Below are 17,757 nucleotides of genomic sequence, written 5' to 3'. Positions count from 1 at the left end.
GAGATTGGATCACAGAAAGGCCCAGAACCCGGTGGTTTCGCGGGTTCTGGGCCGATCCCTGACGTGAAGTGCCCGGTCCGCTACGGACCGTTGGCGCCGGTCGGTGCGGGCGGGCCGGGTCAGCTGAGGCGCTCGATGACCATCGCCATGCCCTGGCCGCCGCCGACGCACATCGTCTCCAGGCCGAACTGCTTGTCGTGCCACTGAAGGGAGTTGATCAGCGTGCCGGTGATCCGGGCGCCGGTCATGCCGAAGGGGTGGCCGACGGCGATCGCGCCGCCGTTGACGTTCACCTTGTCGAGGTCGAAGCCCAGCTCGCGGTAGGAGGGGATGACCTGGGCGGCGAAGGCCTCGTTGATCTCGACCAGGTCGATGTCGTCGGTGGTCAGACCGGCCCGGCGCAGCGCCTGCCGGCTCGCCTCGACCGGGCCGAGGCCCATGATCTCGGGAGAGAGGGCGGAGACGCCGGTGGAGACGATGCGGGCGAGCGGGGTCAGGCCCAGCTCGCGGGCCTTGGTGTCGCTCATGATGACGAGGGCCGCGGCGCCGTCGTTGAGCGGGCAGCAGTTGCCGGCGGTGACCAGGCCGTCGGGGCGGAAGACCGGCTTCAGGCCCGAGACGCCCTCCATGGTGACGCCGGCGCGCGGGCCGTCGTCCTTGCCGACGACGGTGCCGTCGGGCAGCGTGACCGGGGTGATCTCGCGCTCCCAGAAGCCGGCCTTGATGGCCTCCTCGGCGAGGTTCTGCGAGCGGACGCCGAACTCGTCCATCTCCTGGCGGGTGATGCCCTTCCAGCGGGCCAGGTTCTCGGCGGTCTGGCCCATCGCGATGTACGCGTCCGGCACCAGGCCGTCCTCGCGCGGGTCGTGCCAGGTGGTGCCCTCCTGCTGCGCGACCGCCGCGGTGCGGGCCTCGGCCTCGGCGAAGAACGGGTTGCGGGTGTCCGGGAGGCTGTCGGAGCTGCCCTTGGCGAAGCGGGAGACGGTCTCCACACCGGCCGAGATGAAGACGTCGCCCTCGCCCGCCTTGATGGCGTGCAGGGCCATCCGGGAGGTCTGGAGGGACGAGGAGCAGTAGCGGGTGATGGTGCAGCCGGGCAGGTGGTCCATGCCCATCTGTACGGCGACGATCCGGCCGAGGTTGTTGCCCTGCTCGCCGCCGGGCAGACCGCAGCCGAGCATCAGGTCGTCGATGTCCTTCGGGTCCAGCTCGGGGATCTTGGCGAGCGCGGCCTGGATGATCGTGGCGGTGAGGTCGTCGGGGCGCAGATCCTTGAGCGAACCCTTGCCGGCGCGGCCGATGGGGGAGCGGGCGGTCGAGACGATCACGGCTTCGGGCATCGGGGCTCCAGGTGAACGGGTTTTGTTGCAGGGCCGGTCTGGAAGTTACCCGGCCGTAGTTGACAGGTCATCGGTGTCGGGGTGTGACGCTGACCGCAGTTTCTAAGCGCTTGCTTTGGCCTGCGTGGGGCCGCGGGCCGGGTGGGGGCCGTCGCCGGGCCGGGCGAGCGCCGTCACAGGTACCGGTCACCCACCCGATCGGCGCCGTCAGGTGGACCGTGCCGCAGGCTCGGCCTCCGGGACGCGGCGGCGGTGGCGTCGCTTGAGCAGCGCCCAGGGGCCGCGCGGTCCCGTCGGCATCGCGGCCGTGACTTCCGTACCGGCCTCCGCCGCCGCCTCGGCCGCCGCGCGGGCCACCGGCAGGAAGCCCTCGCGCCGGGTCAGGTCCGGCCGGTCCTCCTCCGCCGGCCACAGGCCCAGCGCCGCGCACACCGTGGGCAGCACGGCCATCGCCGCCGTCGCGTAGCCCTCGGCCGAGGGGTGGTAGTTGTCCGGGCCGAACAGCTCGCGGGGATTGGCCGCGAACTCAGGGCCCAGCAGATCGCCCAGCGAGACCGTGCGCCCGCCCTGCTCCACCACCCCGATCGTCTGCGCCGCCGCGAGCTGCCGCGACGCCCGCCGCGCCAGCCAGCGCAGCGGCTGCTGCACCGGCTCGATGGTGCCCAGGTCGGGACAGGTGCCGACGACCACCTCCGCGCCGGCCGTGCGCAGTCTGCGCACCGCCGCCGACAGATGCCGTACCGAACGCGTCGGCGGCATCCGGTGCGTCACGTCGTTCGCGCCGACCATGATCACGCAGATGTCCGGGGCGGGCCGTCCGCCGGACAGCACCAGCGCGACCTGCCGGTCCAGATCGTCGGACTGCGCCCCCGGCAGCGCCACGTTGCGCAGCTCCACCGGGCGTTCCGCGACCGCCGCGAGCCCGGAGGCCAGCAGCGCGCCGGGAGTCTGCCCGGACCGGTGCACCCCCTGCCCCGCGGCCGTGGAGTCGCCGAGCATCACCAGCCGCAGCGGCGGCTCGCCGGGCACGTCGTACACCCGGCCGTACATCCCCTCCGCGCCCGGTACCCGCTCGCCGGTGCCGTTGCCCACATGGCGGCGGGCCAGCCGTACCTCGGCGAGCAGCAGGCCGACCGCGGCCGCCCCGATCAGCCCGGCCCCGCCCCCGCCGTACGCCGCCCCGGCCGCGATGCGCCGGGCCACCCGCGCCCTCGACATGTTCGTCATGCGTGGCCGCCACCTCCTCGTAGCCGTACACCCACTCCTTGCCCCGTACAGGGCGTGCGCCAATCTCGACGGGGAGTGAACGACCGCCCGAGGCGGGCCGGGGGCCGTAGGCTGACGGCACCACTACGACCACTTTTTTGCAGCGACCGGAGACAACGGTGCGATTCCACGACTCGATGATCAGCCTCGTCGGCGACACCCCGCTGGTGAAGCTCAACAACGTGACCAAGGGCATCCAGGCGACCGTCCTGGCCAAGGTGGAGTACTTCAATCCGGGCGGTTCCGTGAAGGACCGCATCGCCCTGCGCATGATCGAGGCCGCCGAGGAGAGCGGGGAGCTGAAGCCCGGCGGCACCATCGTGGAGCCCACCAGCGGAAACACCGGTGTGGGTCTGGCGATCGTGGCCCAGCAGAAGGGCTACAAGTGCATCTTCGTGTGCCCCGACAAGGTGAGCACCGACAAGATCAACGTACTGCGTGCCTACGGCGCCGAGGTCGTCGTCTGCCCGACCGCCGTGGACCCCGAGCACCCGGACTCGTACTACAACGTCTCCGACCGCCTGGTGCGCGAGACCCCCGGCGCCTGGAAGCCCGACCAGTACTCCAACCCGAACAACCCGCTGTCGCACTACCACTCCACCGGCCCGGAGCTGTGGGACCAGACCGAGGGGAAGATCACCCACTTCGTGGCGGGCGTCGGCACCGGCGGCACCATCTCCGGCACCGGCCGCTACCTGAAGGACGCCAGCGACGGCAAGGTCAAGGTCATCGGCGCCGACCCCGAGGGCTCCGTCTACTCGGGCGGCTCCGGCCGGCCGTACCTGATCGAGGGCGTCGGTGAGGACTTCTGGCCGACCGCCTACGACCGCACCGTCGCCGACGAGATCGTGGCCGTGTCCGACAAGGACGCCTTCCAGATGACCCGCCGCCTCGCCAAGGAGGAGGGCCTGCTGGTGGGCGGCTCCTGCGGCATGGCCGTGGTCGCCGCGCTGCGCGTTGCCGAGCGGCTCGGCCCGGACGACGTGGTCGTGGTCCTGCTCCCGGACAGCGGCCGCGGATACCTCTCGAAGATCTTCAACGACGAGTGGATGGCGGACTACGGCTTCCTGGAGGACGAGGGCCCGAGCGCCCGCGTCGCCGACGTCCTGAACGACAAGTCCGGCGCCACGATCCCGTCCCTCGTGCACATGCACCCGGAGGAGACCGTCGGCCAGGCCATCGAGGTGCTGCGCGAGTACGGCGTCTCGCAGATGCCCGTCGTCAAGCCGGGCGCCGGTCACCCGGACGTGATGGCCGCGGAGGTCGTCGGCTCGGTCGTGGAGCGCGAGCTGCTGGACGCCCTGTTCTCCCAGCGCGCCTCCCTGGAGGACCCGCTGGAGAAGCACATGTCCGCCCCGCTGCCCCAGGTCGGCTCCGGCGAGCCGGTCGGCGACCTGATGCAGGTGCTGGGTGCGGCGGACGCGGCGATCGTCCTCGTCGAGGGCAAGCCGAAGGGCGTCGTCAGCCGCCAGGACCTGCTGGCGTTCCTGGCCAAGGGCGGCAACAAGTAGTACGACCGACACGGGCCCCTTCCCGAACGGGAGGGGGCCCGCTTTTTCGTGCCCGGTGCGTTCAGACGCTCTGGTGAGAGGCGAACCGGACGAACGCGGACCAGGCGTCGGCGCGGAAGGTGAGGGTGCCGGCGTCGCGGTCCTTGGTGTCGCGGACGGGAACGGTGCGGGGGATGTTGGTGGCGACTTCCACACAGTCGCCGCCGTTGTTGCTGTAGGAGGACGTGAACCAGCGGGGGAAGTCGGTCGTCACGGGGTGCCCTTTCGTGCCTCATTGATCATGGCCACCGATGCCGCCTGCGGCAGAGCTTCGGCCTGCAACTGATGGTAGGCCGACAACAGGGGCAGTACGGCTGCCGTATCGCGTTCCACGTGCCCTCGCAGCTGGGATTCCGCGTACGCGACGACGGACAGGTCCGACATCGTCAGCAAGTTCATGGGAAAGTCGAATGTGCGACGCTCTCCTATGCCGTACGGGGCGATCTGGAGGACGGTATTCGGCAGTTCGGCGAACTGTGCCAACCGATCAAGCTGCGCGTTCATGACTTTGGGGCCGCCGACCGGTCTACGAACGCAGCTCTCGTCCATCACCACCAGCATCATGGGCGGCCGGGGACGCTCCAGGGCCGCTTGCCGCTCCGCCAGGAACGCGACGCGCTCATCCGCCTGTTCGGGTGTGATGGCGCCTCGCTGTGCTGCGCTGTTCGCCAGTACACGTGCGTAGTCCGGCGTCTGGAGCAGTCCAGGGATGATCCCAATCTGAAACAGCCGGATCTCCGCAGCCCTGCCCTCGTACTTGATGTACTCCGGGAAGCCCTCCAGCAGGTTGCCGTGCTTGATCTCGCGGTACTCACGCTCGAACGACTCTGCCGTGTCCGAGATGCCGAACGCTCTGTCGGCACTACGCGAAAAGCGGAGGGTTGGAGGCTTCCGACCAGTTTCGATGGCCGAGATATGCACGCTGGAATATTCCGTGAGGGTGGCGAGGTCCTCCTGGGTCCAGCCGCGTGCCTCCCGCTTGCTGCGCATACGCGCCCCGAAGGCCGCCTGCGGCGAGGCGTCGGGGTTCAACTCCTTGCGGTTCAAGGGTCGTTCGACGTCCTTCCGTTCCAGCCTGACCAGTTGAAGGGGTTTCCACTGTAGGTCACGCTGAAGGCGCTCGGTAGCGATTCCGCTACACAGAGCAGTGGTTGAGAAAGGCTGGGCGATGCATCCCCACAGCAGCATGGCCATCGAGGTCGCGGAGATCACCAACTCACTCGCGGCGGCCCTGGACGAGGCCGCCATCAAACTCCCCCAGTTCCACACCAGATTGGCGCCGAACGAGTGCCGTGACTTCGTCATCCGGCTGGGTGACTGCAACGTGAGGCAGGGGCGTGCCCTGCTCGGCCTGCTGCTGGACGGGCTGACGCTGCGGCAGCAGCACGCCGACGCGTCCCCGGCGGCCACCCCGGTGAGACCCGCGCCCAGCGAGCTGGAGCCGCACGACATGCTGGTGAGGCTGAAGGGCGCGTTCAGCGCGGCCGGTTGGCTGGTCGACGTGGACGTCATCCAGACGGCCTCGGGGCCGCGCCTCGCCTTCCGTAACGGCCTGGGGCTGGACCACGTGGACGAACTGATCCTGACGGTCGAGGCCGGTGTCAGGGCGAGGGTGATCAAGCTTTGACCATGACGCTCGCGGTGTACCGGGTGGACCGCCAGGGGAACCGGCAGGTGGTGCGGAAAGAGCACGAGGTGACTCCCCTGAAGGCGCCGGAATGGTCCAGCGCCTGGCCGCCGTGCCGGTGCCCGAGGCATCGCCGGCACGACCGCCCATGAGGTCCCGGCCCCTGACGCGGGGCTTCTGCCTCCTCTGCCGCCATACCAAGGACGTCTTCTGGATCGGTCCGGTCGAACACGACGGACAGCGCGCGCCGGCCTATGCCTGCGAGGACTGCTGCGCGTTCGTACGGGCCTACATCAACCAGTCCAACCGGCGCTGGGACCAGCGCCCCGCCATGCCGTGAGACGCCGCCGCCTCCGCCGACCGGGGCCCCTGCCGACGGAAAGTTACGGCTGACGAGTGACGGCAGCTCGGTACCGCTGCTGACCGGTCGCGCGCCCGGAGCCTCGACCACGGGCCCGTGACCTCGGCGAACGCGGAGTGACCGCGGCCGTTCGCGGCATCGCGGAAGTGGTACGAAGGCGTCACGTGTACGCAGCACTCGCTTAACACGCGTCCGGCAGATTGGGGGGTGTCGGCGTCACGGACCTCCGGAGCGGCTCCCGGACCTCCATGGACGCCAAGGGCGCGCGGCCCGGCCCTGACCCGGCCCGCGCCCCCCGCGGGGACCGCCGTCGTCCCGCCCCCCGGCAACGGGGGTGCGGCGGTCCCCGCGCAAGACCTTCCGCGCGCGGGGGAGCGGGGGCTACTCGTCTCCACCGGACCCGCGGGACCGTCCCGGCAGCAGCTCGGGGTGCTGGCGTATCGCCTGGATCGCGTTGACACCGACGATCCCGATCCAGGTGGCCACTATTCCGGAGAAGCCCGCGAGGCCGCCGGCGATCGCGGACAGCGGGACGGCGAGGATCAGGGTGAGCAGGGCGAAGCCGTACCGCTCGCCCCAGGAGTCCACCGGGTTCCGCTGGCGGGCGGTGCCGCGAACGGCCGCCATCTGCTGCTCGGCGAGCTGCCGCCGCACCCGCCGGTCCACCGCCCCGTCGAGCCGCTGCTCGACCTTCTCCAGGAAGGATTCGACCAAGGCGGAGTCGTATTCGTCCCCCAGGTCCCGGCGGGCCCGGACGGTCGCGTCGAGGTCCTTCCGCAGCTCGGCGTCGCCTTTGAGTCCGACGTCCTGCGGGTCACGTGCGCTCATGCCCTCACCCTAGAAAACGCCGGGCCCCGGGCGCACTGGGGAAAGCCCCCCTCTCCAGGTGGTGCGAACCCCTCGTCGGCCCGTTCAGGGCAGCAGGGACACCAGCCCCGGCCCGGCGTCCATCCGTGCGGCCACCACCCGGGCGGCACCGAAGGCCGGGTCGGCGCGGATCGCGTCCCGCACCCACGTGGTCTGGGCCCGCAGGGTGTGCTCGGCCCAGTCGCCCGGCCGGTTCCGGGTGCGGCGGGCGGCGGGGGCGATCTCCTCCACCAGCAGCTCCAGATGGCCCGGCACCGGCGCCCCGGTGCGCAGCCGCTCCAGGGTGGCGGCCACGGCGGCGCACCGCTCGTGTCCGAGGACCAGCACGAGCGGTGCGCCGAGCTCCTGGACGCCGTACTGGACGGAGCCGAGTACGGCCTCGTCCAGCACCTGCCCGGCGGTGCGGACGCACAGCAGGTCCCCGAGCGCCTGGTCGAGGACCAGCTCCGGCGGGGCGGGGGCGTCCACGCAGCCGACGACCACCGCGCACGGCCGCCGCCCGGCGGGCCGGACGTACGGCTGCCGTGGACGGCCGGAGACGTAGCGGGCGTTGCCGGCGAGGAGTTCACCGAGGACGGCGGCGGCGGTGGGCCGGGGCGCGTCCGCGTCGGGCGCGGGGACGAGCGAGGGACAGGGCGGACGGGGAGCGGGCGCGGTCGGCGTCCGTAAGGCCCGGTGGGGGGTGGCCATGACGCTTCCTCGGTGGTCGTGCCAGTAGGAATCACTCTAGGCACGCGCATCGTCACTCTCGGTGGCTGTTTAACGACACTTGGCCGTATCCGCGCCGGATCATCGCCGCCGGGATACCGCCCCTTGAACGGCGCGACGAGGTCCGGGCGGAGGTTGAGCCCTCCTAAATGCAGAGAGTCGGCGGAGCCCCTTCCTGTATAACGGCATACAGGAAAGCATTGTCTGAATATCGGTCCGTGTCGGTGCGGCCTCGGGGCTGTACTCTCCCGAGGCGGCGAGGACCTCCGAGGGGGAGTACGTGATGAGCGTGACCGACAGCCCGGCCAACCGGTTGCAGGCGCTTTTCGAGGGTCACCGGCTCACGCCGACCCAGCGCCGTATCGCGCACAGCATGGTGCGGCGCGCCGCCGACGTGCCCTTCCTGTCCAGCGTGGAGCTGGCCGAGCTGGCCGGGGTCAGCCAGCCGTCGGTGACCCGGTTCGCGGTCGCCCTCGGCTTCGACGGGTATCCCGCGCTGCGCCGGCACCTGCGCGAGGTCGTACCCGCCGAGCCCGCGCCCGAGAACGGCGTGCACAACGAGTACCAGCTCGCCGTCGAGGCCGAGATCGAGAACCTGCGCCACCTCGCGGACCTGCTCGCCGACCCGCGCCCGGTGCAGCAGGCCGGGCGGATCCTCGCCGCCTCCCGCCCGCTGCCGGTGCTCGGCCTGCGCGCGGCCGCCTCCCAGGCGTACGGCTTCGCGTACTTCGCCGCCAAGGTCCACCCGGACGTCCGGCTGCTCGACGAGGGCGGCACGATGCTCCAGGACCGCATCGACGCGGCCGTTCGCGCGGGCGCCGGCGCCCTGCTCTGCTTCGCGCTGCCCCGGCACCCGCGCGAGGTGGTCGACACCCTCGCCTACGCGCAGGAGGCCGGCCTGACCGTCGTCACCGTCGCCGACTCCGCGTTCGCGCCCGTCGCCAAGCACTCCGACCTGCTGCTGCCCGCCGCCGTCGGCACCGGCCTCGCCTTCGACACCGCGTGCGCGCCGATGCTGCTGGGCCGGGTGCTGCTGGAGGCCGTCTGCGACGATCTGCCGGAGGCCCAGGCCCGGCTGGAGGAGTTCGACGCGAAGGCCGCCGCGCGGGGTCTGTTCGTGGAGTGAGTCCTGGCGCTCTCAGGTTTGTCTCACGTTCGCCCGCTAAGGTCCCCGCCGGACACAGGTACTGTGCGGACTCGTGACACGGGAGGTCGACGTGGCGCGCGGAGAGCGTGGAGAAGGCAGGGAGCGCGGCGGCCGGGGACTGGCCCGGCTGGCCGTCGTCGTCCGGGCGGGAGCCGGCCCGCTGTGGTGGTCCGGGGTGGTCGCCGCGGGCGTCGGCGCCGCGCCCGAGGGATGGACGGGGCGCCGGACCGGGGCGCTCGCCGGGGCCGCGCTGTTCCTCCTGGCCACGGCCGTGGTGGCGCTGGCCCGGCGCCGCCGGTACGCCGCCCTCGTCCGGGGCGTGAGCCGCGCGGGCAAGTACGACGTGCTCCAGGACCGCGCGGTGACCGTGCGCAACTGGCGCCGCGGCCACCGCTGGTGGCTGGTGCTGGCCTGGGCGCTCGCGATCGGCTCCGCCTTCGCCGTGCCGGTGGCCGGCGGACTGCTGCTGGCCGGGTGCGGCACCGGGCTGTGGCTGAAGGCCGCCTGGCTCGGGCGGCGCGAACGGGTCCTGGAGAGCCTGCTCTGGGTACGGGTCGACTGGCTCGACGGACACGCCGGCCGCCCGGCCGGCAAGGCGGTCAGGGGGCTGCGGGCCACCGGCATCGCGGCCGGCGACGCGGCTCCGGGCGGGGCGCGCCGCCGTACCGCGGCCCTGGTCTGACCGGCCTGAGCCGAGCGAGAGGTCCTCAGACCTCCAGGCTCTCCTCGATCCGCTTCAGCTGGTGGCGGGCCATCGCCAGGTTGGCGCGGCCGGAGTCCAGGACCAGGTAGAGGAACAGGCCGTTGCCGCCGCGCCCCTGGAGCAGGCGGATCAGGTGGTACTGGTCGGAGAGCGTGATGAGGATGTCCTCGATCTCGCTCTTGAGGCCCAGCATCTCCATCGTGCGCATCTTGGCGCGGATCACATCGGTGTTGCCGGCGGCGGCCACGTTCAGGTCGAAGGTGTTGCCGCCGCCCATCGTGCCCAGCGCCATCCCGCTGGTGTAGTCGACGAGCGCGACGCCGGTGGCGCCCTCGATCGAGGTCAGCGCCTCTTTGAGGGCGGTCTCGGTGTTGGCCATGTCGGGTCCTCTCAACTGTCGGTTGTGGTGCGTGCGGTGGTCGTGCGCGGGGTCCGCGGGGCGCGGGCGCGCGTGGCGGCGGTGGCCTGGCGTGCGGGCGCGTTCCGGGCGGCCGCGGCCTCGGCGGCGTCCAGGAGTTCGCCGATCCGGGCGCCGGAGCGGCGGCCCTCCAGATGGAGCCGGCCGACGTTGACCCGGTCCTGCGCGAGCAGGGTCAGCACGGCGCTGCGCCCGGCCGCGTAGGTGGCGACGTAACCGCGCTCGCCGCGCACCAGCAGTTCCCGCAGGCCGCCGTTGCCGGTGGCGTCGGCGACCCGTACGGAGACGCCGAGCGCGGCCGCGGTGAGCGCCGCGAGCCCGTCGGGATCGACGCCGGGCGTGTCATGGGCGACGACGAGTCCGTCGACGCCGGCCGCGAGCGCGCCGGTGAGCTGCGGCACGCGGGTGCGCAGCCGGTGCAGCTCCTCCAGGACGGTCCGAAGGTCGTCCTCGGACACCATCAGCTCTCTCCTCTCGGCGGGGCGTGGCCGTTCAAAGGGCCTCCAGCGCATCCCTGAGCCTCTTCAGCAGCGCGATGTCGGGGTCGGTGACCGGAAGCAGGGGCGGGGGCAGGTTCCGGGCCTGCTCCGGTGCGGTCGGGGCCGGCGGCGCGGGGGTAGGCGCGGCCGGCGCCAGGGGCCTGAGGTGCCCGGCCGCCGCCAGTCTGCGGACGTCGACCAGCGTGTGGAACGCCTGCCGGCCCAGGTCCAGCGCGATGTCGGCGGCCGTACGGGTGCCGTCCACGCGGTCCAGGACGGCGCGCTGGCGGGGGGCGACGGGGGCGGGGCGGCCGGGACGCTTCGCCGGCGGGCCCGTGCGCGCCGGGCGGGTGGGGGCGGGGTCCGCGCGGACCAGCGGCGCGGTGTCCGCGGCCGGGTCCGGCCACAGGCGGTGCAGTTGCAGCCGGCGGCGCAGGGTCTCGCGTTCCAGGGCGACCACCGGGACCGAGGGCAGCGGGCCGGTGCGGGGCTCGCCGTCGTAGTGGAAGCGGCCCGGCGTGCTGCTCGGTGCCAGGGCGAAGTACCCGGCGTCGTACAGCGCGTCCAGATGGCACAGCTCCAGCGCGCCGGCGGGTAACAGGCCGGACTCCAGGAGGAGTTCGGCCGCCCGTAACGGGCCCTCGGCCGCACCGGCGGCCCGCTGCCATGCGGCGGTGGCCAGGGTGCCGTGGGCCGTGAGGAGCACGTCGAGCCCCGGCGCGAGCGGGCTCTCGGCGTGCACCACCCGGCCCTCGGCCAGGTACAGGGTGCCGTGCTCGCGGACCAGGACGCCGGTGGCCCGCTCCTCGGCCAGCCGGTTGAGCATCGGGGACAGCGCGCGGGCGGCGGCCTTGTCCCGCACCGGCAGCGGCGGCGGCGTACGGACCATGGTCATCCCAGCACCAGGCGGGCGGCCATCTCACCGAGCCGGATCCGGGCGAGCGCGAGATTGCCCTCCTCGCGCCCCAGCCACAGGTGCAGGAACACGCTGCTGTCGAAGGAGGTGTCGACGAACCGCAGCAGGTGGTAGCTGTCCGCGTTGCTGACGATCAGGTCCTCCACCGGCGGCCGGTCCGCTCCCGGCGCCGTGAACGTGCCGTGCTCCGCGGCCAGCCGGGCCAGCTCGGCGGCCTCGGCGGCGGCCGTCTCGTGGTCGCCGCCGGGCGCCTCCCCGACCGTGCCGAGCGCGAGGCCGCTCGTCCAGTCCACCAGCGCGGCACCGCGGGCACCGGGCAATCGCATCGCTTCCAGCAGGCACTCGTCGATTCCGGGCACCGCGTGGCTCCCCTCCCGCCTGGGACTCCGGATGAGTGACCCCGACACTACGCAACGTGTGGGGGAGGGGTGAGCTGTTTGGCATTTTCCGTTGGAACATGCTTCCGGCGTACTAGTGTTGGGCAACTGGCCCGTGTGCCACCGGAGTTACTTCATTTGTTCGACTGAGGCGGGGGCGCGTCAACGGCTCCCGGATGCACCCAGGGTGGTGAGCGCCGAAGCGTGCGCGCCCCCGGACTCCGCCACCACCTGAGCGATCGTCTGCGGTTCCCGCACGGTGGCGAAGGCGACGCCCCCCGCACCGTTCGGCGCGAAGCCGTAGACACCGGGCCGGACGAGGGAGTTGTAGGCGTAGTGGTGCGCGAAGTAGTACGCGCCCGTGTCCAGCGCCGCCGCGTAGTCCCCCTGCTCCAGCTCGGGCAGCGCGCGCCCCTCGGCCAGCAGGTCGCCCGAGAAGCACGCCGGGCCCGCCACGTCCTGCACCACCTCGGGCCCCGGCTTCGGCCGCCCCTTGGCGTCGTACGCCGCGATCCGCAGCGGCCACGCCCCCGGCGCGTACACCGTCCGCGTCGCCACCTGCACGCCCGCGTGCGTCACCGCGATCCGCCGGCCGCCCGAGCGCTTGGCGTACTCCACCCGCGCCACCACCGTGCCGTGCTTGGCCAGCAGTGACCGCCCGAACTCGGTCACCAGTCCGTACCGCCCCGCGCACAGCCCCGGCACCTGCTCGGCCAGCAGCCGGGCGTACCGCGCGTACGACGGCTCCGTCGCCTCCCCCGCGAAGTTCACCGGCAGCCCGCCGCCGATGTCGAGCGTGTCGATCTGCCGCCGCCCCACCCGCGCGTTGACCTCCTCCGCCAGCGCGTACGTCTCCGCCACGCCCCGCGCCAGCAGCTCCAGCGGAATGCCCTGCGAGCCGGTGTGCGCGTGCAGCCGGGTCAGCCACGGCCGCTCCGCGTACGCCCGTACGACCCACTCGCGCGCCCCCTCGTCCCGCAGCGCCACCCCGAACTTCGAGGTCTCGGTCGCCGTCGAGGTCGCCCCGATGCTGCCCCCGCCGATCTGGGGGTTGACCCGGAGGCCGAGCGGGGAGCGGGTCGGCGCGGACCGCACCAGGGCGTCCAGGCGGTCCAGCTCCTGCGGGTTGTCCGCGTTCACGGCGATACCCAGCGCCAGCGCCTCGCGCAGCTCCGCCGGGGTCTTGGCGGGCGAGTCCAGCACGGTCCGCCCCGCCGGTACGCCGGCCGCGCGCGCCAGCGCCAGCTCGCCGGGGCTCGCCACCTCGGCGCCGATGCCCTCCTCGTGCAGCAGCCGCAGCACCGGCACGAGCGGGCACGCCTTCACCGCGAAGGCGTGCAGCACCGGGGTGCCGGGCGCCAGCACCGCCTCGAACGCCGCCCGCAGCGCCGCCGCCGACTCCCGGATGCCGGTCGCGTCGAGCAGCCCCACCACCGCCGCGTCCGGCCCCAGCAGACCCCGCTCCACGGCGGCGCGCACCGCCTCGTCCCGTCGCCCGGCCCGCTCCCTCGCCCCGGTCTCGGCCTCGTGGTCCACCGCGATTCCCTCCTGTCGGCCGTCCGCTGGTTCCAGCCAAACACCCGGAACGCGCGGACGGGGCCGCCCCGATGTATTGACTAGCTCTATTCAGACAGCCAGGATGTGAATAGACGCAGCAACAGCAGGAGGCAGACGATGTCGGGACCCCGCCCCGTACGAGCACCGCGCGGCACGGAACTCAGCGCCCTGGGCTGGCAGCAGGAGGCCGCCCTGCGCATGCTCCAGAACAACCTCGACCCCGAGGTGGCCGAGCACCCCGACAAGCTCGTGGTCTACGGCGGCACCGGCAAGGCCGCCCGCGACTGGCGCTCCTTCGACGCCATGGTGCGCACCCTGCGCACCCTCAAGCAGGACGAGACCATGCTGGTCCAGTCCGGCCGCCCGGTCGGCGTCATGCAGACCCACGAGTGGGCGCCGCGCGTCCTCATCGCCAACTCCAACCTGGTCGGCGACTGGGCCAACTGGGAGGAGTTCCGCCGCCTGGAGGCCCTCGGCCTGACCATGTACGGCCAGATGACCGCCGGCTCCTGGATCTACATCGGCACCCAGGGCATCCTCCAGGGCACCTACGAGACCTTCGCCGCCGTCGCCGCGAAGAAGTTCGGCGGCACCCTCGCCGGGACCATCACCCTCACCGCGGGCCTCGGCGGCATGGGCGGCGCCCAGCCGCTCGCCGTCACCATGAACGACGGCGTCGCCATCTGCATCGACTGCGACCCGCGCGCCATCGAGCGCCGCATCGAGCACCGCTACCTGGACGTCAGGGCCGACAGCATCGACCACGCGCTCCAGCTCGCGACCGAGGCCCGCGACGCCCGCCGCCCGCTGTCCATCGGCGTCCTCGGCAACGCGGCCGAGCTGGTCCCGCAGCTGCTCGCGATGAACGCCCCCATCGACATCGTCACCGACCAGACCTCCGCCCACGACCCGCTGGCCTACCTGCCGGTCGGCGTCGCCTTCGAGGACATGGCCGACGCCGCCGCGAAGGACCCGGCCGGGTTCACCACGCGGGCCCGCGAGTCGATGGCGCGGCACGTCGAGGCCATGGTCGGCTTCATGGACGCCGGCGCCGAGGTCTTCGACTACGGCAACTCCATCCGCGGCGAGGCCCAACTCGCCGGGTACGACCGCGCGTTCGCCTTCCCCGGCTTCGTGCCCGCCTACATCCGGCCGCTGTTCTGCGAGGGCAAGGGCCCCTTCCGCTGGGCCGCGCTGTCCGGCGAGGCGGCGGACATCGCCAAGACCGACAAGGCACTCCTCGAACTCTTCCCCGAGAACGAGTCCCTCGCCCGCTGGATCAAGATGGCCGGCGAGCGGGTCCACTTCCAGGGCCTGCCCGCGCGCATCTGCTGGCTCGGCTACGGCGAGCGGGACAAGGCCGGCGAGCGCTTCAACGACATGGTCGCCTCCGGCGAGCTGGCCGCGCCGCTCGCCATCGGCCGCGACCACCTCGACTGCGGTTCCGTCGCCTCCCCGTACCGCGAGACGGAGGCCATGCTCGACGGCTCCGACGCGATCGCCGACTGGCCGCTGCTGAACGCCATGGTCAACGTGGCCTCCGGCGCGTCCTGGGTGTCCATCCACCACGGCGGCGGCGTCGGCATGGGCCGGTCCATCCACGCCGGGCAGGTCACCGTCGCCGACGGCACCAAGCTCGGCGGCGAGAAGATCCGCCGCGTGCTCACCAACGATCCGGGCATGGGCGTCATCCGGCACGTGGACGCCGGGTACGACATCGCGGAGTCCGTCGCCGGCGAGCGGGGAGTCCGGGTGCCGATGCGTGAGGGTGACGGCGCGTGACGCAGCAGTCCGGCGGGCACGGCAGCGCCCTGGCGGCGGCCGGGGGCTCGGCACCGACCGCGGGTCGGCCCGGCTCGTCGTTCCACGAGATGTGGCGTCAGCTGCTGCCCATCGGACGGAACGCCGACTCCGGTGGATACCGGCGGTACGCCTGGACCGGGCCCGACGCCGAGTGCCGAGCGTGGTTCAAGGAGCAGGCCGAGAGCCGGGGGCTCGCGTACGAGGTCGACCGGAACGGGAACCAGTGGGCCTGGCTCGGCGACCCGGCCGCCGGGGACGCCGTCGTCACCGGGTCCCACCTGGACTCGGTGCCGGACGGAGGAGCCTTCGACGGGCCCCTCGGGGTGGTGTCCTCCTTCGCCGCACTCGACGAACTCCTGCGCCGGGGCGCCCGGTTCACCAAGCCCCTCGCCATCGTCAACTTCGGCGACGAGGAGGGCGCCCGGTTCGGCCTCGCCTGCGTCGGCTCGCGGCTGACCTCGGGCGCGCTGACCGCCGGGGACGCGCACCGGCTCACCGACGGGGACGGGATCAGCCTGCCCCGCGCCATGGCCGCCGCCGGGTACGACCCCGACGCCATCGGGCCCGACCCCGAGCGGCTGGCCCGGATCGGCGCCTTCGTGGAACTGCACGTCGAGCAGGGCCGCGCGCTGGACCTGTCCGGCGACCGGGTGGGCATCGCCAGCGCCATCTGGCCGCACGGCCGCTGGCGGTTCGACTTCCGGGGCGAGGCCAACCACGCCGGCACCACCCGGCTGGCCGACCGCCGCGACCCGATGCTGTCGTACGCCGAGACGGTGCTCGCCGCCCGCCGCGAGGCCGGACTCGCCGGTGCCGTCGCCACCTTCGGGAAGATCGCGGTGGACCCCAACGGCGTCAACGCGATCCCCTCGCGGGTGCGCGGCTGGCTCGACTCCCGCGCCGCCGACCAGGAGACCCTGGACACGGTGGTCGGCGCCATCGAGCAGGCGGCCCGGCAGTACGCAGACGCGCACGGCGTGGACCTGGACGTCGTACGGGAGTCCTTCACGCCCGTCGTGGAGTTCGACCACGCGCTGCGCGACGAACTCGGCCGCATCCTGGGCCGGGACACCGGCCGCACGGTGCCCGTCCTCGGCACCGGCGCCGGACACGACGCCGGAATCCTCTCCGGGAGCATCCCCACCGCCATGCTGTTCGTGCGCAACCCCACCGGCGTCTCGCACTCCCCGGCCGAGTCCGCGGCAGAGGACGACTGCGTGGCCGGAGTGGACGCACTCGCCGACGTACTGGAAGGGCTGGCCTGTTGACCAGGGCGACGTACTGGCTGGAGCACGCCTGGATCGGCGACCGTGTCGAGCCGGGGGTGCTGGTCGAGACCGCGGGCGGACGGATCGGTGCCGTGCGCACCGAGGCGCCCGCCCCGCCGCCCGGCGCCGAGGTGCTGCGCGGACTCACCCTGCCGGGGCTGGCGAACGCCCACAGCCATGCCTTCCACCGGGCGCTGCGCGGCACCGTCCAGGTCGGCAGCGGGACGTTCTGGACCTGGCGCGAGGTGATGTACTCCGTCGCCGACCGGCTGACCCCGGACACCTACCACGCCCTCGCCCGCGCGGTGTACGCCGAGATGGCGCTGGCCGGCATCACCTGTGTCGGCGAGTTCCACTACGTGCACCACGCCCGCGGCGGCACCCCCTACGCCGACCCCAACGCCATGGGCGAGGCGCTGATCGCGGCCGCCGCCGAGGCCGGCATCCGGATCACCCTCCTCGACACCTGCTATCTCGCGGCCGGTTTCGGCGAGGCGCCCAACGCCCACCAGCTCCGCTTCTCCGACGGCAGCGCGGAGGCCTGGGCCGAACGCTGTGCAGTTCTCAAGGAACGGGATCACGCACGGATCGGGGCGGCGATCCACTCCGTACGGGCCGTGCCCGCCGGACAGCTGGCGACCGTGGCCAGCTGGGCCGGGGAGCGGCGGGCTCCGCTGCACGTCCACCTCTCGGAGCAGACCGCCGAGAACGACGCCTGCCTGGCCGCGCACGGCCGCACCCCCACCCGGCTGCTCGCCGACCACGGCGTCCTCGGGCCGCGCACCACCGGGGTGCACAACACCCACCTCACCGACGAGGACATCGCCCTGCTCGGCGGCTCGCGCACCGGCACCTGCATGTGCCCGACCACCGAACGGGACCTCGCCGACGGCATCGGTCCGGCCGTCGCCCTCCAGCGGGCGGGCTCCCCGCTCTCCCTCGGCTCCGACAGCCACGCCGTCATCGACCTGCTCGAAGAGGCGCGCGCGATGGAGTTGAACGAGCGGCTGCGCACCCGCACACGGGGCCACTGGACGGCCGCCGCCCTGCTGCGGGCCGCCACCGCCGACGGGCACGCCGCCCTCGGCTGGGAGGAGGCCGGCCGCATCGAGCCGGGCGCGCTCGCCGACCTGACGACGATCGCCCTGGACTCGGTCAGGACAGCGGGCCCGGAACCCCGGCTGGGCGCCGAGACGGCCGTATTCGCGGCGGGCGCGGCCGACGTACGGCATACGGTCGTGGGCGGCCGGCAGGTCGTACGCGACGGCGCGCACACGCTCGTACCGGATGTGCCCCGCGCGCTGGCAGCGGCCGTCGAAGCCCTGCGCTGACCGCGCCGGACCCCGCGCCGACCCCCACCGCCCCCCACG

The 17,757-nt window shown here is 73.0% G+C and carries 19 protein-coding genes; 8 read left to right on the top strand and 11 right to left on the bottom strand.

Annotation, left to right across the window (positions count from 1 at the left end; genetic code table 11):
- Nucleotides 1-119: 119 nt before the first annotated feature.
- Complete coding sequence (locus ACZ7EC_RS31895; protein ID WP_471068390.1) at nucleotides 120-1,340, bottom strand: acetyl-CoA C-acetyltransferase; 1,221 nt, start codon at nucleotides 1,338-1,340, stop codon at nucleotides 120-122.
- 207 nt (nucleotides 1,341-1,547) lie between these two features.
- Nucleotides 1,548-2,567, bottom strand: coding sequence for an SGNH/GDSL hydrolase family protein (locus ACZ7EC_RS31890; RefSeq protein WP_471068387.1), 1,020 nt, complete (start codon nucleotides 2,565-2,567; stop codon nucleotides 1,548-1,550).
- Between the two features lie 158 nt (nucleotides 2,568-2,725).
- Between ACZ7EC_RS31890 and ACZ7EC_RS31885 the strand changes: the two genes are divergently transcribed.
- Complete coding sequence (locus ACZ7EC_RS31885) at nucleotides 2,726-4,117, top strand: cystathionine beta-synthase (protein WP_397985602.1); 1,392 nt, start codon at nucleotides 2,726-2,728, stop codon at nucleotides 4,115-4,117.
- Nucleotides 4,118-4,178: 61 nt separating this feature from the next.
- Here ACZ7EC_RS31885 and ACZ7EC_RS31880 read toward each other — a convergent pair whose 3' ends face one another.
- Nucleotides 4,179-4,370 carry a DUF397 domain-containing protein gene (locus ACZ7EC_RS31880; protein ID WP_471068383.1) on the bottom strand — a complete coding sequence of 64 codons (192 nt, stop codon included), beginning with the start codon at nucleotides 4,368-4,370 and terminating at the stop codon, nucleotides 4,179-4,181.
- Nucleotides 4,367-5,203: a helix-turn-helix domain-containing protein gene (locus ACZ7EC_RS31875; protein ID WP_471068381.1), complete on the bottom strand. Its 837-nt coding sequence runs from the start codon at nucleotides 5,201-5,203 to the stop codon at nucleotides 4,367-4,369. Before ACZ7EC_RS31875 ends, ACZ7EC_RS31880 begins: the two co-directional genes overlap by 4 nt.
- A gap of 121 nt (nucleotides 5,204-5,324) precedes the next feature.
- On the opposite strand from ACZ7EC_RS31875, the gene ACZ7EC_RS31870 reads away from it, so the two are divergent.
- Together ACZ7EC_RS31870 and ACZ7EC_RS31865 are read left to right on the top strand one after the other, a co-directional pair.
- Entirely contained in the window at nucleotides 5,325-5,783 is a 459-nt protein-coding gene (locus ACZ7EC_RS31870) for a hypothetical protein (RefSeq protein ID WP_471068379.1), read from the top strand.
- 91 nt (nucleotides 5,784-5,874) lie between these two features.
- Nucleotides 5,875-6,123, top strand: coding sequence for a hypothetical protein (locus ACZ7EC_RS31865; RefSeq protein WP_397985607.1), 249 nt, complete (start codon nucleotides 5,875-5,877; stop codon nucleotides 6,121-6,123).
- 402 nt (nucleotides 6,124-6,525) lie between these two features.
- Here the strand turns inward: ACZ7EC_RS31865 and ACZ7EC_RS31860 are convergent, their stop codons facing one another.
- Nucleotides 6,526-6,972, bottom strand: coding sequence for a hypothetical protein (locus tag ACZ7EC_RS31860; RefSeq protein ID WP_471068376.1), 447 nt, complete (start codon nucleotides 6,970-6,972; stop codon nucleotides 6,526-6,528).
- A gap of 84 nt (nucleotides 6,973-7,056) precedes the next feature.
- On the bottom strand, nucleotides 7,057-7,701 hold the full coding sequence (locus ACZ7EC_RS31855) for a carbonic anhydrase (protein ID WP_471068374.1): 645 nt from the start codon (nucleotides 7,699-7,701) through the stop codon (nucleotides 7,057-7,059).
- A gap of 301 nt (nucleotides 7,702-8,002) precedes the next feature.
- On the opposite strand from ACZ7EC_RS31855, the gene ACZ7EC_RS31850 reads away from it, so the two are divergent.
- Both ACZ7EC_RS31850 and ACZ7EC_RS31845 read left to right on the top strand, forming a co-directional pair.
- A complete protein-coding gene (locus tag ACZ7EC_RS31850; protein ID WP_471068370.1) occupies nucleotides 8,003-8,845 on the top strand; it encodes a MurR/RpiR family transcriptional regulator in 843 nt (280 codons plus the stop codon).
- Between the two features lie 148 nt (nucleotides 8,846-8,993).
- Nucleotides 8,994-9,548 carry a hypothetical protein gene (locus ACZ7EC_RS31845; RefSeq protein WP_471068442.1) on the top strand — a complete coding sequence of 185 codons (555 nt, stop codon included), beginning with the start codon at nucleotides 8,994-8,996 and terminating at the stop codon, nucleotides 9,546-9,548.
- Nucleotides 9,549-9,573: 25 nt separating this feature from the next.
- Here the strand turns inward: ACZ7EC_RS31845 and ACZ7EC_RS31840 are convergent, their stop codons facing one another.
- From ACZ7EC_RS31840 to ACZ7EC_RS31820, 5 genes are all read right to left on the bottom strand, one after another.
- Entirely contained in the window at nucleotides 9,574-9,948 is a 375-nt protein-coding gene (locus ACZ7EC_RS31840) for a roadblock/LC7 domain-containing protein (protein ID WP_471068367.1), read from the bottom strand.
- An 11-nt stretch (nucleotides 9,949-9,959) separates the two neighbouring features.
- Nucleotides 9,960-10,448, bottom strand: coding sequence for a roadblock/LC7 domain-containing protein (locus ACZ7EC_RS31835; RefSeq protein WP_471068365.1), 489 nt, complete (start codon nucleotides 10,446-10,448; stop codon nucleotides 9,960-9,962).
- A gap of 31 nt (nucleotides 10,449-10,479) precedes the next feature.
- On the bottom strand, nucleotides 10,480-11,361 hold the full coding sequence (locus tag ACZ7EC_RS31830; protein WP_471068362.1) for a transcriptional regulator: 882 nt from the start codon (nucleotides 11,359-11,361) through the stop codon (nucleotides 10,480-10,482).
- Nucleotides 11,358-11,741, bottom strand: coding sequence for a hypothetical protein (locus ACZ7EC_RS31825; RefSeq protein WP_471068359.1), 384 nt, complete (start codon nucleotides 11,739-11,741; stop codon nucleotides 11,358-11,360). Before ACZ7EC_RS31825 ends, ACZ7EC_RS31830 begins: the two co-directional genes overlap by 4 nt.
- Nucleotides 11,742-11,921: 180 nt before the next feature.
- Nucleotides 11,922-13,295: a type III PLP-dependent enzyme domain-containing protein gene (locus tag ACZ7EC_RS31820; RefSeq protein WP_471068356.1), complete on the bottom strand. Its 1,374-nt coding sequence runs from the start codon at nucleotides 13,293-13,295 to the stop codon at nucleotides 11,922-11,924.
- A 138-nt stretch (nucleotides 13,296-13,433) separates the two neighbouring features.
- On the opposite strand from ACZ7EC_RS31820, the gene hutU reads away from it, so the two are divergent.
- Genes hutU through ACZ7EC_RS31805 form a run of 3 tightly spaced genes read left to right on the top strand, consistent with a single transcriptional unit; the run spans nucleotide 13,434 to nucleotide 17,718 of the window.
- Nucleotides 13,434-15,098 (top strand): urocanate hydratase, encoded by a 1,665-nt coding sequence (gene hutU, locus ACZ7EC_RS31815; protein ID WP_471068353.1) that lies wholly within the window; start codon nucleotides 13,434-13,436, stop codon nucleotides 15,096-15,098.
- Nucleotides 15,095-16,387 (top strand): allantoate amidohydrolase, encoded by a 1,293-nt coding sequence (locus ACZ7EC_RS31810; protein ID WP_471068350.1) that lies wholly within the window; start codon nucleotides 15,095-15,097, stop codon nucleotides 16,385-16,387. Before hutU ends, ACZ7EC_RS31810 begins: the two co-directional genes overlap by 4 nt.
- Nucleotides 16,384-17,718 (top strand): formimidoylglutamate deiminase, encoded by a 1,335-nt coding sequence (locus ACZ7EC_RS31805; protein WP_471068348.1) that lies wholly within the window; start codon nucleotides 16,384-16,386, stop codon nucleotides 17,716-17,718. Before ACZ7EC_RS31810 ends, ACZ7EC_RS31805 begins: the two co-directional genes overlap by 4 nt.
- Nucleotides 17,719-17,757 lie beyond the last annotated feature (39 nt).

It is taken from the genome of Streptomyces sp. NPDC037203 (assembly GCF_055605065.1).
The sequence above is the reverse complement of the archived record's forward strand: the minus strand, read 5'-3'. Positions and strand labels throughout refer to the sequence as shown.

Excerpts from the sequence above, each read along its gene's own strand:
- ACZ7EC_RS31895 (WP_471068390.1), bottom strand. The coding sequence starts at position 1,340 with ATGCCCGAAGCCGTGATCGTCTCGACCGCCCGCTCCCCCATCGGCCGC.
- ACZ7EC_RS31890 (WP_471068387.1), bottom strand. The coding sequence starts at position 2,567 with ATGACGAACATGTCGAGGGCGCGGGTGGCCCGGCGCATCGCGGCCGGG.
- ACZ7EC_RS31835 (WP_471068365.1), bottom strand. The coding sequence starts at position 10,448 with ATGGTGTCCGAGGACGACCTTCGGACCGTCCTGGAGGAGCTGCACCGG.
- ACZ7EC_RS31860 (WP_471068376.1), bottom strand. The coding sequence starts at position 6,972 with ATGAGCGCACGTGACCCGCAGGACGTCGGACTCAAAGGCGACGCCGAG.
- ACZ7EC_RS31840 (WP_471068367.1), bottom strand. The coding sequence starts at position 9,948 with ATGGCCAACACCGAGACCGCCCTCAAAGAGGCGCTGACCTCGATCGAG.
- ACZ7EC_RS31855 (WP_471068374.1), bottom strand. The coding sequence starts at position 7,701 with ATGGCCACCCCCCACCGGGCCTTACGGACGCCGACCGCGCCCGCTCCC.
- ACZ7EC_RS31850 (WP_471068370.1), top strand. The coding sequence starts at position 8,003 with ATGAGCGTGACCGACAGCCCGGCCAACCGGTTGCAGGCGCTTTTCGAG.
- ACZ7EC_RS31830 (WP_471068362.1), bottom strand. The coding sequence starts at position 11,361 with ATGACCATGGTCCGTACGCCGCCGCCGCTGCCGGTGCGGGACAAGGCC.
- ACZ7EC_RS31870 (WP_471068379.1), top strand. The coding sequence starts at position 5,325 with ATGCATCCCCACAGCAGCATGGCCATCGAGGTCGCGGAGATCACCAAC.
- hutU (WP_471068353.1), top strand. The coding sequence starts at position 13,434 with ATGTCGGGACCCCGCCCCGTACGAGCACCGCGCGGCACGGAACTCAGC.
- ACZ7EC_RS31865 (WP_397985607.1), top strand. The coding sequence starts at position 5,875 with ATGGTCCAGCGCCTGGCCGCCGTGCCGGTGCCCGAGGCATCGCCGGCA.